The organism is Paludibacter sp., assembly GCF_009712605.1.
Taxonomy (GTDB): domain Bacteria; phylum Bacteroidota; class Bacteroidia; order Bacteroidales; family Paludibacteraceae; genus Microbacter.
The window spans coordinates 114,884-133,457 of record NZ_WASO01000015.1 but is presented as its reverse complement, the minus strand read 5'-3'; the positions used below and the strand labels follow the sequence as shown (position 1 = coordinate 133,457).

The 18,574-nt window shown below is 44.1% G+C and carries 6 protein-coding genes; all 6 read right to left on the bottom strand.

What is annotated here, in order from left to right; all coding sequences use genetic code 11:
* Nucleotides 1-50: 50 nt before the first annotated feature.
* Entirely contained in the window at nt 51-743 is a 693-nt protein-coding gene (locus tag F8N35_RS13050; RefSeq protein WP_293053820.1) for a hypothetical protein, read from the bottom strand.
* Entirely contained in the window at nt 727-4,974 is a 4,248-nt protein-coding gene (locus F8N35_RS13045; RefSeq protein WP_293053817.1) for a fibronectin type III domain-containing protein, read from the bottom strand. Before F8N35_RS13045 ends, F8N35_RS13050 begins: the two co-directional genes overlap by 17 nt.
* Nucleotides 4,975-4,989: 15 nt before the next feature.
* The gene (locus F8N35_RS13040) at nt 4,990-5,544 is read right to left on the bottom strand and encodes a hypothetical protein (protein WP_293053814.1); all 555 of its coding nucleotides are present in this window, start codon (nt 5,542-5,544) and stop codon (nt 4,990-4,992) included.
* 90 nt (nt 5,545-5,634) lie between these two features.
* On the bottom strand, nt 5,635-7,179 hold the full coding sequence (locus tag F8N35_RS13035; protein WP_293053811.1) for an Ig-like domain-containing protein: 1,545 nt from the start codon (nt 7,177-7,179) through the stop codon (nt 5,635-5,637).
* 29 nt (nt 7,180-7,208) lie between these two features.
* Nucleotides 7,209-15,374, bottom strand: coding sequence for a T9SS type A sorting domain-containing protein (locus tag F8N35_RS13030; protein ID WP_293053808.1), 8,166 nt, complete (start codon nt 15,372-15,374; stop codon nt 7,209-7,211).
* A gap of 822 nt (nt 15,375-16,196) precedes the next feature.
* The gene (locus F8N35_RS13025; protein ID WP_293053805.1) at nt 16,197-18,305 is read right to left on the bottom strand and encodes a hypothetical protein; all 2,109 of its coding nucleotides are present in this window, start codon (nt 18,303-18,305) and stop codon (nt 16,197-16,199) included.
* Between the last annotated feature and the right edge of the window lie 269 nt (nt 18,306-18,574).

Below are 18,574 nucleotides of genomic sequence, written 5' to 3'. Positions count from 1 at the left end.
AATCCAACATCGGATTTGAAAATCAGCAGAAGCAAGTCCTATGGGTCGGTTTATTTTCTCCACACCGATAACGCCTTATCTATATATAAACTATCCCATTCTCTCTGAGTTGATGGAGTTATAAATTTGTCATTCTTATAATATCCCCAACTGGTTTTAAAATGATCATCAAACCATTTATCATTAATCTCATAAGAATAGCTGTACTCCGGTGCAAAGATATTTTTCCACCATCCCATATCTTTTTTCGTTTTCTTTTCTACCAGATACCCGCTGAATACCTCCTTCATGGCGATTTCATGCAGCTCGGCAAAAGACAATGGCGTGTGAATGTCTTTTGTGTAATTTTTACGAGGTAAATAACATGTGGCTCCTGTGAAGAAATACCATTCTTCTTTTATTTTAAACCCATAAAAAAAACCAATAGCTTCTAATTTTGCATTTGGAGAAAAATCGTGTGATAATATTGCCATAACAGCCTTATTTCCATTATTATTAACACAAACAGTAGTATCAAGCACATTTTCGCCTTTTGAAGGATCATATTTCCAACTCTGCAAATTAGATTTTTTCCAGCTTTTTATAGAATCATTTGCCAATTGCCATATTTTTTTACTAATACTAGATTTGTAATATTTGGATATTACATGATATTTGTTGTTAGATTCTTTTTGGTTACAACCAGCAAAGAAAATTACTGATAAAATGAATACAATCTTTATATAACTATCTCTGTTTAACATAGCCATTGCTTTGGGGATAAGGTAAATTGGGTTTAATATCAAATATCCATTTATAATTTCCGATCGAATGTGAACTATAAAAGCCTCTTTTTACAGTGCCATTCTGAGGAATGTAGGCACGGCCACCTTTATTCGTAGGTAAATTAGGAATACCCGGACAAGGCACCTGTGGTGCAATTCCATCTTGTTTGCTAATAGGGTCGTTGCTTTCATCGCTTCCGTACTGCCACACTTCGGAGAACTGAGTCCAATCCGCACCTCCGGCACCGGCATCTTCGGGGGCAATAATATAAAGCCGTCCAAAGGTAACCTTCCCTTTTAAATAATCAATCATTCCCAGCGCGTAAGCGTATCCCATGGAGTGGCATACAATGTCGAGGGTGTCGGTAATGAAGCCATCACTGTTTTTGGCAATATTAGGATTTGCCATTAGCTTCTTCAAAAATGCTTCTCCCGAGCCATTGGCTCCAGTCTGTCTACGGATGTTAAAGCCGGTTGGGTTGGACTCAGTATTTAAATGTGGTGTCGCACTGCAGGCCACATCGGTCGCGACCAACGTGATTTTAATGGCGGCACCTACTATGGGAATAAGTTCAATTGCATTTGAGCCATACTTAATACCGGCTTCCACCGCACATGAAGGAACGGCATCAATCACGCCTTTACCGCTACAATAGAATTTTGCCATCGATTTTTCAACATTGTTATCCCAGTTGTGGTTAGAAGTTGTAATACTCATTTGACCATCTGCATAATACACGTTGGCACATTTTAACCTTGTTTTGAAAAGGTCATCAATACCAGCCCAATAGGGTTTACCTTCATCGACAACATCACTCGTATAAATATCATCTTTGTGTGTCTTTTCAGGATAAGAAAATCGATAACCGCTAACAAACAAAACAGAGTGGTGAGGATCTCTTGTCAAATCCCATTCGGTTAGCGTATGACATTTAAAAGTATTGCCATCCAATACCAATATATTTTTCCCTGCCGCACTTCGTTCCACAGCCAAGGTTGTAAACTGATATGCATCAATGGCTTTCCCCGTTAGTTGATAAGCAGTGTCGGCATTGTTATTGTATGGGATAATCTTCAATCCCTGAGATACCGTACCGTTTTTAATATCAGCCCTGATTTTCTTTTCGTTAACCAAGTAACATGCAGCTGAACGTTGTTTTTCTTTGGATGAAAGATTAATCGCACTAAATAGTTTATAGACATTGTTGTTCAGATCTGTAATCTGAACCAAATAGCCGCTTTGGTTGATAAATACCGCCTTGATACTGTCAATGTCCTTGTCGCTGAATTTACCAATCCACCCCTTGTCAACAGTAAAGTATTTGCATTCGCTAGTTCCATATTTAAAGGTAATTGGCTCCCCATTCTTATCAACTTTGTCGGCTACATAAGCAATACCACCAGCCATTTCCACTCCCTTATCCGTCTCAAACACCCCGATTAACAACCCCGGGTCGTGAATGAGATCCCATTGCAGTTTGCTTAACGCATCACCTGCCGGATAGTCCATCACGTTGGAGGAGAGAACGCCCTGTTTGATACCGCTGTAACTAAAGGTGTGCTGCAACTGGAATACACCGTGGCCTATCTCGTGGGCGGCAGCCAGTGCAAGCTGTGAATCGTTCAGCCCTTCGGCAAAAAGGTAACCGAATTGCTGTCCGCGGGGCATATCACCTTCCAGCCCCTTCTCGTTGCCATTTTTGTCAGCCCCTTTGGGCAGTACAAAGAGGTAAACGGTTCCGTTCTCGTAGTTACCCGAAGCCACGAAAGCATTATTAAGCTCCTTCATCTGGTCGGTATAGACACTAAGCAGCCCGCTGCCTTCCACCTTGAGCGGCGTGTCGCGCAGAGGCGCATGGTCGAAGTTATCTTCCACGCTGATGTCGAAATCGATTCCCAGCGGTTCGTATATGGCCGCCAGTTTTTCGCGTATGGCATCCTCGTTCAGCGCAGTGCCATTCACCGGCACCAGCGACAGTTTGATAGTGCGAGGTTGGTATGAAGCCACCAGTAGCTTACCTAATGTATACGATTTTCCGTTGAGCGGATAGAGCGCATACACCTCCTGGGCATCGCCCGCGGGGCCGCCTACCAGCGATAGCTCGAAACTGGTATCGGTAATCTTGCGGGTTGCGAACTGTGTGCCTTTGCCGTTTACAAAACGGATGCTGTCGGGCATTAAGCTCTTGTCTTTGAGGGTGACCAGTGCCAGTACCTTGTCGGCTTCGTCGGGCACCATCAGTTTGGAGCTTACCCGGTAACTGCCGCCGCCTGCCATGGCAAGCGATTCGTATTTGGCTTTCCATGTACCATTGTTATCGTAAACCTTATGCCAGGGGTCGAAAGCATATTTGGTCTCGTTGGTTGGCGCGAAAGTTACGGAGCCTTTCAAACCATCGACTACCGTCAGGTTGGCAGCAGCCAACAGCGTGGCTCCATTCCCGCCTGTAGAGCCTACTTTGGTCAGTTTGCCGTCTTTATCGGCCTGATAGATTGTACCGACAGCATCCTGCACCGTGGCAGGCACACTTGCCATCTCGATGGTTTGGCCGCTTGCCAGAGTGATGGTGCCGCCCCCGGTAGTGTTGGGCGTAAAGGTGGAGCCGGTCAGATCGGCAGGCGTAATGGTATAGGGCACCGTGATGGCGGGTGTTGCTTCTCCGGTTACCACCTTGCCCACATCGGTACCGCCGGTAACTATTCCCTTGGCATCGTTTATCGCTTCGTCCACATCGGCAATGTTTTTGCCCTTCGGGTCATACACCGTATTGAACGAGCCTGCAATCAGCTTGTAGTCGGTATTGACCTGAATATTCCTGAAAGTAACATGTATACGGGTGTCGGCCAGCCAGGGCACACGCACCCAACCTTCGCCGCTCCAGCTTACCTGCGTACCGCTTATTTTGAAGAGGGTCACCGGAAAGTCGCCGGCCATCACCACATCGCCCACCTTCAGCAACGAAATGGGATTCCTGTTACTGATATCGATTGCGGGTTCTTTACCGCAATCGACACCCTTTATTTGTCCAGTCTGGAGGGTGGTGGCGCGTTGGCTAGAGGTGTAAATGACCTCCCCCTGCCCCCCTCCCAAGGGAGAACTGCAAAGCACGCCGACCTTGAACTCGTATTCGGTAGCGGGTTCGAGGTTGGTAATATTGTAAAAGGCATTGGTAGCATCCGTTTCTGTCCAACTATAGTTGCCTGCAAGATTATACTTGCGGTAGGCTACCTTATACCTCTCCCCCGCCCCCTCTCCCGAGGAGAGGGGAGAAACTGCCGGAGCATCCCAGGTGAGGTTTATCTGGTCATGACTTTTTGCCTCCGCCTTCAGGTTTTGCGGTGCCGGACAAGGATCACCGTAGCGGAAGGTGTAGAGGTTGCTGTAGCCGTCGTTGCGGTAGAGCCCCACATCTTCGAAACCCGCCTTGGCCTTGGCGCGTACCCGCCAGGCATACCAGTAACCCGATTGCAGAGGCGGATCGGCCAGCGTATAAATAAAGGTGGTGGCGTTCGATACGGTGGTTTTGTATTTGGGTATGGCCGCCAAGAATTGCTGGTAAGGATCGCCTGCCGGATCCCATAGTTCGCAGAGGGTCAACTCATATTCAGTGTTACTCACCTGCGTGGAGCGCGGTGTCCAGTTGAAGACAATGCCCCCGCTACCTGAAGGGGAGGAGAAATCGGCAATCTTCGACTTGTCGGCAGGCGTGTTGAGCAGGGGAGGATCGTTGATGATGAGCCAAAAGGTTTGTCCGATACGTCCGCTCAGGCGGTTACCCGTAAAGTAGTCGTACACTTCAAAACTAATGGTGTAAACCCCTTCGGGCAGCGAGCGGGCATACGCGTCAGGAACGATACCCTGCAGGTTTTCCTGCCGGAAGTAGGGCGCCAGTTCGGTATTAGTGAACCGCTGGGGGATACCTCCATCAAGGACGATCACCGGTTCGCCCTGCACATTGTCGGTACTTTGGGCTATAATGGCATTTTGGGTTTGTACAAACAGCTTGAGCCGCACCCGCTTGTTGGCCACCGTCATGTCGGCAAGGGTAAGGTTGAGCGCCAGGTTTTGCAGGTTGGCGTTGGCATAGTCGCTCAGGTTGCACGAATAGGGCGAAGCAATGGCCAGTGATCCCTGCACGGGGTACCGCTGGGCAAAGGAGGTAAACCCCGAAAGGATAAAAAGTACAATATATAAAATGCGAGTGGGCATAAGTGTTTGATTTAACTACACAATATTCCTTTTCTTGAATTGTTTGATAAAATTCATTGTACGTTGTTTGTTACCAATCATAATGAAACCAACAGGAGTCATAATTATAAATGCAAAACATCCAAGGGTAGAATATAATAAGGAGTCGTGGTATTTATAGATGACCCCACAAGATGTTAAAAAAGAAAGGACAACTAATGCCCACCAGTAAATGTAATACAGTTTAACTTTGATTTTAATAGACCTTTTTTCGACAGCCATTAATTGAGAACCTTCCAGTTTGAAATATTCGGTCAAACGCCAACTTAAACAATTGCCCAAATCCGGATTTTTCACTACAAAATCAAAGATTGCGTGGTTTAAAGGAGTATCATTCATTCCATTGGTGGTCATTTTGAACAGTAATTTTTTCCGTTGTCTTTCAAGATATGTTTTCATTTCTTTCCCTTCATCGAAATCAATATGTTTCTGTAAATACTCGTTTCTCTCCAGTTCCTTTTTATTGGTTGGAATAAAACTGATAAGCGTATCAAAAGTCAAACTAAAGGATGTACTTGGCAAATAGCACATTATGTAAATATTTAATTATTTTAAAATACGGACAAGCTAATTTGGGGTATTAATAAAAAACGGTGTTCTATTTTGAATGCGATCCTGATGCTATTCAAAAACCGGATAGCAATTGTTTACTCCTAGTGTTACTTTCCATTTCGATAACGGAATGCCATTAAATGTAGGGTTAGCGGTAACATAAGCATTGAGCAAATCAACGGGCTGTGCAGTCAGGTTATAACCGTTACGTCTTGTGTCTGAGAGATCAGGTACGGGAGCTACCCTCATAGATGAATTCGCATAATTGAGTTCGGAACCTCCAGATGAAAAAAACAAGCTACATATTCTTGCTGCATTATGGTTGGAAAAAACTTTAACGACATTGCCAATTGCCAAACAATTAGTTATACCGAGAGCCTGAGCTGCAATACCACCAGCAAATCCCGGCATGTTGGAAATATCGTCACCACCATAACCATAAATATCACCAGAAGCATAACAGTTGTATATGGTTCCACCCATTCCGGCGATTCCTCCCGAATAAGTTCCGTTAATCTCTCCTGTTGCATAACAATTCACTATTTGACCACTATGATATCCAGACACGCCGCCAGATACATATCCTGAATAAAGACACAATTTACCTAAAGAATAACTATTAATAATCAAACCCACGCTGCAACCTGCAATACCACCCGCGTATTTACGCACGGAATTTAAGTTTCCGGCAGCAGAGCAATTAGAAATAGTGCCAATCAGATACCCTGCAATACCACCGGAATTATAACCATTTCGTATTTCGACATCAGAATGGCTATTTGCAATTGAGGCAGGCATTGCTCCGTATCCAATAATACCACCTACATATCCTGAAACATCTGGCTTAAGAAAGAGAAACTCTCCACTTGTATGGCAGTTATCAATGGTACCAGAACCATACCCGGCAATGCCACCTATATAAGCATTAGTATCTGAAGTTACACTGTTAGTCACTATTTCTTCCCATACTATACCTGAATTTTTTATTATTGCTCCTTCAATGCAACCAAAAAAACCGGCATACTGCGTGTAAGTCCGGTCATGACTCTGATCACTAATCTTCATATGGGTGATTGTCTTTCCATTCCCATCAAAAACACCTTTGAATGAGCATGAAAGGTCATTTCCAATAGGTATCCAGGGATCGGTCTCTTTTGAAAAATCCAAATCCGCCATCAATTTGTAAGCTTTATTTCCATACGCAGCATTATTTTTATTAATACTGTCTCTTAAATTTTTTAAATCCGCTAGCGTATAAATACAATATGGGTTATTAACGGAACCGTCGCCTTTGAATGTGACGGTTACCATGCATGTAGCAATTAAAGCTCCATCATTTGTAGTTATCATAATTAATGTATTTCCGCGGCTTATACCTGTCAGCTTACCATGCGAATCAAGTGTAGCAACGGAGGGATCAGTATTCGTCCATTGGCATGAAGGAGCCGGAAGATTGGCCGGAGCATATGTAACCTTCAGCGTTAGCGTATCTCCAATACGTAGCTGAACGGGATTTTGAGCAAAAGAGAGTTGTGTTATCTTTTCATTGTCTTTGGAGCAAGAGTAGACAATCAATAGATTGATAATAGCTAAGAGAAGATAAAATTTTTTCATCACAATTGGTATATAGGATTTTATGTAGTTTAAAATATAATCACTTTCGCCGTTGTGCTGCCTTTCGGTGTCTCCAGCAACATCAGGTAAGTCCCGGGCGGTAAGGAAACGTTTATCGGAACTTCGTATGAAGAGTCTCCGCTCTTTTTTATTTGCGACACAACCCTATTGCTCAATATGTTGATTAGCTTCAACTGCACATCAGCTTTATCCTGAAGATCTATTTTTACTTCAAAATTGCCGTGATTAGGATTAGGCAATATGTTAAATGAACGGATAAACGGCGTCTTGGTAGTGCCAATACTGTTCAGTTGTGACCGGTCGCTCACCAACAGCCGTTTGTCCTGTTGGGCGTTGCATTCTCCTTTATAAGAAACCATTCGGATAACATATGCTCCGGTGTCGGGCACCATAAATTCCACATACGCCTGTCCCATGGTGCTGACCTGTGCTCCCGCCGGCAGTACCCACTGAATACTGTCGGGGACGGGATGGGTCGTGTTTACTACCACAATTTTCTCGTTGACAAAGGCCTGAGTCGGCAATACAAACTCGTTATCAACGGTTGTCTCCGAGGGTTTCAGAATAACAGTAGCAGTATTGCGACATCCTTTGGTATCAGAAACAGATGCTTTATATATTCCGGCACGGGTGATATCAACGACGGCCTTTGAGGAGACAAATCCTTCCGGCCCAATCCAGTTGTAAGTAATTCCGGAGAGTCCAGCAATCTCAATATTATAACGAATCATCTGCCCGTTGCAAATAAAGCGGTCGGAACCCAGATTTAGCGGAAGCTGAGCCGGATTGGTAAGAAACTCACCTTTTTGAACCAGACATCCTGCAGCATCGGTCACAGAAAGGCTATAGTCTCCGGCACACAATGCACTGGCGTTAGCGCCCGTTACCGTCGTTCCCGTCCAACGGTACAGATAGGGAGTTGTTCCGCCTGATACAGTGGCTATAATAGACCCGTTGCAATCCAGATAACAAACGGGGTTGATTTTGTACAAACTCATATAAAGCGGAGATGCTTTGCTGATAATGGTTTGCTGCGCGGCAACACATCCATGGAGGTCGGTAACACGGGCAATGTAAGCTCCTGCTGCAAGATGATCGATGGTAGCAGTTTTGTCTCCGGTATTCCATGCGTAGGCATAAGGAACCGTACCGCCCGACACGATGGCAGTAGCATTTCCCTCGTCGGTACCACTACAACCAATGTTAGTTTTTCTGATGGCAAATTGCAAAAAGTCAGGTTCTGGAAGTAGAATAATGGAATCCTGATGGAGCGAAATACCGTTGGCATCGGTAATATTGCAGGCATAAACGCCAGTGCCCAGTCCGGCGGCAATACTGTCGTCATATCCTGCCATTGTCTCGAAAAGCCCGCTGACATTTTTCTTTCTCCATGCATAACGGTAGGGTCTTCCCGTTGTATAGGGTATGCCACCTTTTGCCGAAGCTTTGAGTGTTCCGTTGGCATTGCCGTGACATTGAACGGAATCTTGTATCGTGAGCTGCAATTTCAGCGCAGGCGGATTTTTCAACACGGAACTGTTTGTCGCAACACATCCGCTGGCATCGGTTACTTTAACCCCATAACTGCCGGCACACAAGTCGTTCACCGAAGCGGTTGGTGCACTAACTCCCGTCCAAGAATATGTATATGGCAATCGGCCGCCCGTGACATTAGCCTGCAATACCCCATCGCACACATCGTGTTCGGATATCGTTTTTTGCTTAAGCTCAACAGCCAGCAATGCAGGCTCAACAATGGTTACTGCTTGGCGGAAATTGCAACTGTGTCTGTCGGTTACAGATATCGCATAAGCTCCCTGTGTAAGGTTTTCAATGGAAGATGCTCTACTGCCGTTGCTCCAACTATAGGTATAGGGCAATACGCCGCCAGTGGCAATCACCGATGCTGTTCCATTATTGTTTCCATAACAAGTTATATCGTTGTGAGTTACCTGTAGAATCAATTTGTTCGGTTCGGGAAGATAGAAAAGCGAATCGGCATGAAGCGAAACGCCTACGCTATCGGAAATGTTGACGGCATGCCAACCTGACGAAAGACCGGTAGCCAAATTATCTGCAAAATCGCTGATAACCTGATAAAGCCCGAAGCCATCACGTTTCTTCCAGACATACCGGTACGGTTTGCCTCTGCGGTACGGAATGCCACCTGACACTGATACTTTAAGGGCTCCATTTTTATCGCCATTGCACAGAACCGAATCCCGAACCGACACGACAGCCTGCAATGCTGGTGGATTTACCAGTAACGTGCCGGCACGATCCGAGCAACCGTTAGCATCGGCAACTTCCACCGAATACATTCCCGCGCAAAGCCCGGTCGCATTATATCCCTCAGGATGAGTTCCCGTCCAGTTCAAAACATATGGTTTGATTCCTCCTGTGATTGATGCCGTAATTGCTCCGTCACACACATCATGCTCTGTAATATTTTGTTGATGCAGGGTCAATGCCAGCCGTGCAGGTTCTTTGATGGTCACACTGTCGTGAACAATACAATGGTGATAGTCTGTAATATCAATCGTGTATTTCCCGGGCAATAGCTTATCGACAGAAGATGTGTTGCTATCTGTATTCCAGTGGTAATTGTAAGGTTGAATTCCTCCTCTTACTTGGACACTGGCGCTCCCGTTATTCAGGCCAAAACAGGTAATGTCCGTATGCTGCGACACCAATAATAAGGTGTCCGGTTCGGGAAGGAAAATAGAAACCGGCACTGCAAGCTGATTATTATCGGCATCTTTTACGCTGAACGAATACCACCCACCTGACAATCCTGAAATGAGACTGTCATTGCTGTTAGCCATTTGGCGATATATGCCCTCATTGTTTTTCCTTGACCAGATATACGTATAGGGCTTACCTGATATAAACGGAATACCTCCCGATACCCTAGCAGCTATTACTCCGCGATTGACGCCATGGCACAGTACAGAATCTTTTACAAAAAGAGATGCCACGAGGGGCTGTTCTGTATCGGTAATTTTTTTTGTTATTTCTACCGGACACTGATATAAGTCGGTAACAGATAGTGTATATGTCGTATTACTACACAAATCAGAGGCAATAGAATCTCCAGATGTATTTCTATTCCAACGATAAAGATAGGGGCGTACACCTCCCATCACATTTGCCTGCAAAGAACCATCACAAGCGGTTGGCGACGAAGGCAATACTGTTTTGACAAAACCGACAATCAACGAGTCGGACTGGTTGATGGTTGCTGTATATCGGCTTGCACATTGATTACGGTCTGATACGGAAATCGTATAATCGCCGGCTTTGATGTTTTTCAGGCTGTCTGTAGTATCCCCGGTATTCCATTGTAACCGGTAAGGAAAAGATCCTCCGCTTATTATCGCTTTGATTGAACCGGTGCTGGCTCCATGACAGAGTACATCATCTTTCTTTACCCGAATGACAAGTTGGTTCGGCTGCGAAAAATAAAACAGCGAATCCGATTTCAGGGAGACTCCCATGCTATCGCTTACTTGCAGAGCATACCATCCGGAAGACAATCCTGTGATAGTACTTTCACTCTGGTTGTCCAACGGCTCATAAATACCGGCATTGCTTTTCTTTTTCCAGACATAGTCATAAGGTCGCCTTGCCTTATAGGGAATTCCACCTTCTACCTTTGCTTTTAGTGCTCCTGTAACATCTCCAAAACAAAGGATTGAATCTTTTATTGAGACAGTTGCCCGCAATGCGGGCGGGTTAAGCAAAACTGCATTTGCACTGCATGTACAACCATTAGCATCGGTGGCTTTTATCGAATAACTACCTGCGCACAATCCTGCCGCCATATTACTTGTAGTTGAAGTTCCCTCCCATTCAAACCGATAGGGTTTCATGCCTCCATCCGTAATGGCTGTAATGGTTCCAGTGCAAGCATCATGTTCAATTATCTCCTTTTGCTGAAGACTAACGGTTAATAGTTTCGGCTCTTCAATGGTAGCACTGTCTCGCAAGGCACAATGATGCCGGTCAATCACCTCAATGTGATATTTACCCGGTGGTAAATTATTGACAACAGCTGTCGTGACATTATTACTCCATTGATAGTTGTAGGGCAATGTTCCTCCCTTGACATTGATCGAAGCCTTTCCGTTATTCATACCATAACACGATATGTCGGAATGGATGGTGGATTCTGTGAGTATTGCCGGTTCGGTCAAAAAGAAAAGAGAGTCGGTTTTAAACACTGCTCCAATGCTGTCGGTAATATTCAGAGCATACCAACCGGAAGCGAGTCCGCTCATCGAACTGCCTGTTTCTGCAGGCAACACTTCATAATCACCTGCCGTGTTCAATTTTTTCCAGATATAATCATACGCTTGGCGTGACTTGTATGGTACGCCACCTTTCACTTGTGCCTGAATTGATCCATTCTTGTCTCCATGACAGGCTATTGTGTCTTTTACGATAATATTTGCAACCAAAGGAGGTGGTAAAAAAATCGAATCTTTTACAACACACATATTTTTGTCGGTAACAGTTACCTTGTATTTGCCTGAACAAAGCTTATCAGTCCTGTTGGAAGGTTCATTCTCACTTCCGTTCCAGCTGAACAAATAGGGAGTTGTACCGCCTCCGGCAGTTGCAGTTGCCGATCCGTCACATCCGGCTACCGTCACATCCGTTTTGGAAAGGCTGACAACAAGTTTGGTAGGTTCGCTGATCCCTATTGAAAGCACTTCGGGTGTAGGCAGGCATCCTTTTCTGTCGCTTATACTGACAGAATATGTTCCCGGTTGTAAATTGTTACGATTGCTAGTCGTCTGCCCGGTTTCCCACAGGTAGGTATAGTCGCCGTTGCCTCCACTTACAGCAAGAGAAATAGCCCCATTGGCATCGCCTTTACAACTCACCTGTTTCACATTGGAGGCTACCGTTAGTTGATCGGGCTGGATGAGTTGAAATATCTGGCTTCGTAATATCCTACCCTTTGTATCTTCAATTTCCACTTGATACGAACCCGCTGTAAGATTTACAGCAATGCTGTCCGATTGTGTTAGCTGAACGGTGTTTTCATTTATAATCCGGTACCATCTGTAAGTGTAAGGCAACCCTATTGATGCAGGTTCGCCTCCGGCTGCACGGGCTGCGATACGCCCCATTTCCCCGTAACACCGGATAGGATCTTTTACAACAAGGTTTACCTTCAACGGATCGATCAATCGAAATGAAGCTCCGCTCGTACATTGATTATTATCCGTTACTGAAAGTGAATAACTACCAGCGGAGAGATTTGAAGCAGCTCCGGTCGTTGAATTGCTTCCCGTCCATGTATAGGTGTAAGGAGCTGTGCCTCCGGACACAGTTGCCGTTAGCTCCCCGTCTTTACTTCCGCAAGCCGAAAGGCCATGAGAGTCTTGCAGCTGTACCAAGAGCGGTGCTGAGGGCTGGCTAATCGTGAATGTATGATCCAATGCACAATTCTTCCCGTCGTGTATGGTAACGGAATATTGGCCTGCCGACAGACCGGATTGATTGTTCGAAAAGGGCTCTGTCCCATTTTTCAGGTAGGCATAGCTGCCGTCTCCTCCGCTAACAGTAAAGCTGACAGCACCGGTGCTTTCTCCATAACATTTTACATCTTTCACTTCCTGCGAAACAATGGCAAGCGCCGGAGGCTCGGGCAACGTGATGGTATTGGCCGATAAAAGTTCATTATTGTAGTCATCTTCTACAAGAACTTTATAGGTGCCGGCACCTCGTCCAGGCAAAGAAGATGTAGTAGCAGTTTCCGAGTATAAGGTTGCTTCATTGGTACCAATCACTTTCTTCCACGTGTATTTGTAGCCACCGGTTTTAGAGATACCTCCCTTAGCCGTGGCTTTCAATGCACCGTCAGTATTACTGTTGCACGAAATGGCTTTATCAATCGCCAAAGAAACAGTCAGAGGGTCGGGTTGTGCAAGTTGAGTCGAGGCCGAGGTTACACAGCCTAACTTGTCTTTGACCACAACCGAGTAATCGCCTGCAGCAAGATTGGATGCGGTGCCCGAAGCAGAAGAAGTGCCCGTCCATTGATAGGTATAACCTCCGTTGCCACCCAGCACGTTAGCCGTGATGGATCCGTTTGCTGTATTGTAGCCTGTAGGATCTGTTGGGGTTAGTGAGACAGTCAGCACATCATTTGGTTGCCCCACCAACACTGCGCCTATAGCCATGCATCCTTTTGAATCATAAACATTTACCACGTATTGTTTTGCAGTAAGATTTGTTATGGCACTGGTCGTTACTCCATTGCTCCATTGATACGTGTACCCTCCTGCACCGCCACTGATTGACGAAACGCTGGCCGTACCATCGGACTTGCCGTTACAGGTGACATCAGTGGCTGCCAGCGTGGGGATGATTTCTGTGTACATTTCGGTAAGTAGAGCATCAATACTTTTTGTTGCACCGTAATTATCTGTTACTTTTATCGAATACGTACCCTTTGTCAGTCCGGTTGCCTGATTTCCGCTAAGAGCTGGCAGCAATATGCCATCTTTTGTCCACTGATATGTATATGAGACTGGTGCTGTAAAGGACGAAACTCTCGAAGGAGTAATTGTAATAGCTCCGTCTTTGCCCTGATAGCAAGTAACATCCTTTTGGGAGACTCCAAGTTCTATGGGCGGAACGGGATTGCTCAGAGGGACTGTTACCGTATTGCCGCTACATCCTTTATCATCGGAAATTGTCACTGTGTAAGTGCCATATTTCAGATTGGACAAAGATGGGGATGTAGTAACTGCATACGAACTACCATCTTTTTTCCACGTATAAGTGTATTCCGGAGTGCCGCCCGTAGCATTGTTGAGGATAATATACCCTTCATTTCCGTTAAAAGTTTCCGGATTATGTGGGTAGTTAAGACTGACAGAAGGTAGGCTGGACGGCTGGCTTACAAATGCCTGTTGATAATTGGAACAGCCGTTGTCATCAGTGACAATAGCCGTGTAGTAACCGGAAGACAATCCAGAGATAGTCTGCGACTGCTCGGCACGATCTTTCCAACTGTAGTGCAACGTTCCCGTACCCCCCGAAGCATTAGCCGTTACAGATCCGCTTGCTTTCCCGTAACAATCCACGTTGGTAACAGAAGTTGTGATGGAAATAGGTGAGGGATTGATGATAATCACAGATTTTGTATCGACAACACCATTGGTATTTTTCGCTTCACAACCATTGGTATCCTTTACTTTAATATAGTAGGTTGCCCCGGATAATCCGGTGATCTGAGATGTAGCTCCGTTTGTAAATGCTATCCAATCGGATGGTTCACTTTCTTCCTGTTTCCAAAGTTTATACTGGTAGCTACCATTTCCTCCAGAAGACTTAATGCTAATGGTTCCATTACCTAATCCATTGCAGGTCATATCGGATTTTGCAATGATGGATGCCTCCACTTTGGCAACGTCTTGAATCGTTACAGATGGGTTGGAAGAAGAGCAGTTGTGACTATCAACTATTACAATTGAGTGACTTCCAGGGCTCAAGGCACTAATGGTCGCAGTGCTGTTTTGATCAGACAAAGACCCCATATGTCCTTCAACAGTATATGAATAAGGAGGAGTTCCGCCGCCAGCCTTGATGGTCACTGAACCATCGTTTGTACCATTACAGGTAATATTGGAAGACTGAATAATAGATGTGGTAACTGAATTGACATCTGCTATAGAGGTTACTTGACTATATGAAGGGCAGTTATGACTATCAGTTACAACCACAGTATGATTTCCGGGAGCTAATCCGCTAATGGTTGCAATGACACTTTGATCGGTTAATGTTCCCTGATTACTACCATCAATTGTATAGGTGTAGGGGGCCGTGCCATCTTTAGCAGAAAGTGAGATGGAACCTTTTTCCCCATAGCATTTCACATCGGTTGAAATCGCCTTAAAAGTAACTGCAGAAGGTGCATTTGGAATTGTAGTAAGGCCTAATGATTGTGTAGCAGAATTGTAGTATCCAGGACTACCAATAGTTTTGAACTGAGAGTAGTAGGTTAGATTATAGGTCCCTGATGGAATTGAACACGTGTAAGTTTGAGTTGAATTTATATCATCCGGAGTTATTGTTTTAGTATATAATGCATTATCATCCTGTATATGAAGAGATTCGTTCGACTCTAATTTACGATCCATTAGTTTTATAGTCATTGTGCCATTATTTTCACCAAAACATTTTGGACCTGTTTTATTTATGATAGTGGCTACAGGCGAAGATGCAACAATTTGGTAAGTCACAATGTTAGATGTTACACTTATATTAGATGAACAGTGACATTCGTACCGAGCTCTAATATAAATATTCTGGTTAATATAATTGAGCGCCGAGACTCCCAAAATATCAAAAGCCGATATAGATATGGATGTATTATGTTGAAATTCAGACGAAAATTCATTCCATTGCTTTAAATCCAGACTGTAATCCCACATTAAATTTTTGTCAGAAGGAAAATCAGGATATTTTGATTTAACTAATATTTTATCGGTTAGTGGAAGTGAATTGTCTGGCACAGATTCTAAAATATTATCTAATACGGGATAGAATCTAAAGTTGCCACAGATTCCCATTTCCAATACTGGATTTATCATCCAATATCCAGAAAAACAAGGAGAGCAACCAGTCTCTGCATTCCAAGTATAATTTCCAGCAGTACTTGTCAGTGCAAAATCAGTTAAAATTCCGGTGGTTGTGATTGATCCTGAGAATACGGATTCATTATTGCTGTTTATATAGATTGGAATAGATTGAGTTTGTCCATTTGAAAATGAACATTCTATACCGCCAGACACTGAATTGGTTGTTTTATCAGCGTCGCTATAGTTAGGATCATCTTTGGGGATTTCATATGGTTGAATTGCCGTATATCCGTATTCTAATCTATAATACTGCCCCCATCCACTTTGATCTGTAACTATCCAAATGAAAAGGAGTGCAAGTATTCGCCAAGTATTTATAATGTTCCTATCCATAAATTAATACTCTATTTTTATTTCTTTCCATTCACCCGGCTTGCCTCCTTGTAAGGTTGACCGTAATGCATAGTGGTAGGTATTACCTACGGATATTTCTGCATCGGTAACAAACAACTGATTACCCGACAAAGTTTTCCAGGTGGTGTAAGGCTCATTGTTTTTCGCCTTGTAGATAGTGTATTCTTCAATACCGGAACCAATGATACGCCAACTAACGGTGATGCTATTCTTATTCCTGTCGATGTCCGCACGTAAGTTTTTTATCTGTGGGGCAAAATTTCTCTGGGGAGAGATTATTTTTAATACAGGGGAGAAGTCAGAAAGATTCCGGCTCTTGTCCAGAGCACAAAGGGAATAATAAAGAGCCTTACCATTGGGTGATGACAGTGTATCTTCAAAGGCGGTTGTATGTAAGTCGGTAATCCGTGCAATTGTTGTCCAGACGGAATCTTTTTCTGTCTTTCGCAGTAACAGGTGAGATGCTACATCCTCCGACGAGCTGTTGATCCATGAAAGGAGTATATTCCCTTTGTCAGTGATTCTGCATTCTGTCAGGAAAGGAGTGGTTGGCGGAATCTTATCGGGTTTGGTAACTTCTATGGGAGGACTGGGTTTTGACTGGTTCATCCGGCGATCGATGGCTGCAACCGAGTAATAAATCGAACCGTTCAGCGTATTCAGGTCTACTTTCTCTTGGAACAAGCAATTAAAGGTTAGTTTGCTGTCAACCAGTGAAGGCTCTTCTTTTTTGTTGTTGCTTTTGAAAATCAGATAACCCTTTAGATCCGATTCACGGTTAGCCTTCCACGTCAACGTTACTTTGCCAAGTGAGTCAATCTGTGCGGTTAAGCCTGTCGGTATAGCGGGTGGAATGCTATCGACAGGCTGAACCAGAAAAGGGAATGAACTCCGTTTGTTTCCTTGTTTGTCGACAGCTACGACGATAAAGTAATTGGATGGTGAAAGAGGAGAAAAACGGATTTTCCGCTGGCTAACATCTATTTTGGGAACAACCGTTTGAAAACTATTTTCGACATTATTGATGGATCTGCAAAGTTCAAAATGATCGACAACTGCCACTCCCTCCTCCGGAAATTCCCAGGTAAGCACTACCGTAGAATCATTTACGATGTCTGCATCTTTTATATTGGGGGCAAAAGCCATCATGGTTCGCCCGCTACCGGCTACGACCTCCGAGGGCGGACCCATATCTCCGAATGGAGTCACTCCTTTTACTCTGTAATGGAATACCTGATTGTTTTGGATGGTATCCATATAAAATGAACGTCCGGTTTCCTGTTTTTCATTATCGTTTAAGGTGGAAAAAGGGAGGTTAGATAGCGGATTAAAAGTGACTCCATCAGATGAACGCTCAACACGGTATGAAGAGTAGAATGACCTCAGCGACTTAGTGTCCCAGCTGAGTAAAACGGTTTTGTCTCCATAAGCGGCATAGATATCTGCCGGTTTAGGAAGTGAAGCCGGATCATCACTCCCGATATAGACGAGGGCTGTATCACATTGCAACTTTCCTTTCGGAATTGCCGGATAAATTTTGTAAAGGTATTTTTCGCCTTTATGAATGGCGGAATCCACGTAACCTAAAGCCGCCATACAGGCGGCCTTAAAACTACCATCAGCAGCCATTAATGAGAATGTGTGTCGTTGGGTAAGGTTGTTGCTTTTAGTAACAATCTTTTCCAGTTTGCCAGATGTAGCAGAAACGTCAAAGTCTTCTCCGTAAATACCCTGAGCGAGAATTGCCGCATTGTTATCTGTCTGGCAGATACTTTCCCATTCCTTTAGAGGAAGGGGTTTGAGGGGAATAGTCGTTAGCCGTCGTTTTTCAGGTGTTGATAATAATTGACCATTACGGGATACAGTATACCTTTCAATAACATATCCGCATGAGTTTGACAGTTTCCAAAGAGAGGGATTGTTTAGTCCCCATCTCAACCTTATTGAACAATGACAACTATCGATGCTCCCGATTGCATCAATGGAGGCCGAATCTTCACGTAGTCCTTTGGCATATAAGTGGGTAAATCCGCAGAACAGATATATAGCAAATATTACAAATACCTTTGTAGTTTTATTCAGGATGAACATAATGATAACAAACTGGTTTCGGACTTTTAGCTATTTATTGTAACCCTTTTTCAGTATATACAATACAGAGTTCTGGCTAAACATAGTCCATCCTGTATTTTTCTCTTTAGATATAAATTTTAGATCATTATTGATCTTTGAATCACTATAAGAACACAATTGACGTTGTACTGCGGAGTGAGTCCTATTGCTTATAAAGGATTATCCTTTTAATGTTTTATTGAACAAAAAAAAGTATACTTATTTTTTACAAACACAAAAATAGCAGT

What these genes read in the sequence shown, in the direction of transcription:
- F8N35_RS13025 (WP_293053805.1), bottom strand. Translation starts at nt 18,305, where the DNA reads ATGTTCATCCTGAATAAAACTACAAAGGTATTTGTAATATTTGCTATA.
- F8N35_RS13050 (WP_293053820.1), bottom strand. Translation starts at nt 743, where the DNA reads ATGTTAAACAGAGATAGTTATATAAAGATTGTATTCATTTTATCAGTA.
- F8N35_RS13040 (WP_293053814.1), bottom strand. Translation starts at nt 5,544, where the DNA reads ATGTGCTATTTGCCAAGTACATCCTTTAGTTTGACTTTTGATACGCTT.
- F8N35_RS13030 (WP_293053808.1), bottom strand. Translation starts at nt 15,374, where the DNA reads ATGACTATAAAACTAATGGATCGTAAATTAGAGTCGAACGAATCTCTT.
- F8N35_RS13045 (WP_293053817.1), bottom strand. Translation starts at nt 4,974, where the DNA reads ATGCCCACTCGCATTTTATATATTGTACTTTTTATCCTTTCGGGGTTT.
- F8N35_RS13035 (WP_293053811.1), bottom strand. Translation starts at nt 7,179, where the DNA reads ATGAAAAAATTTTATCTTCTCTTAGCTATTATCAATCTATTGATTGTC.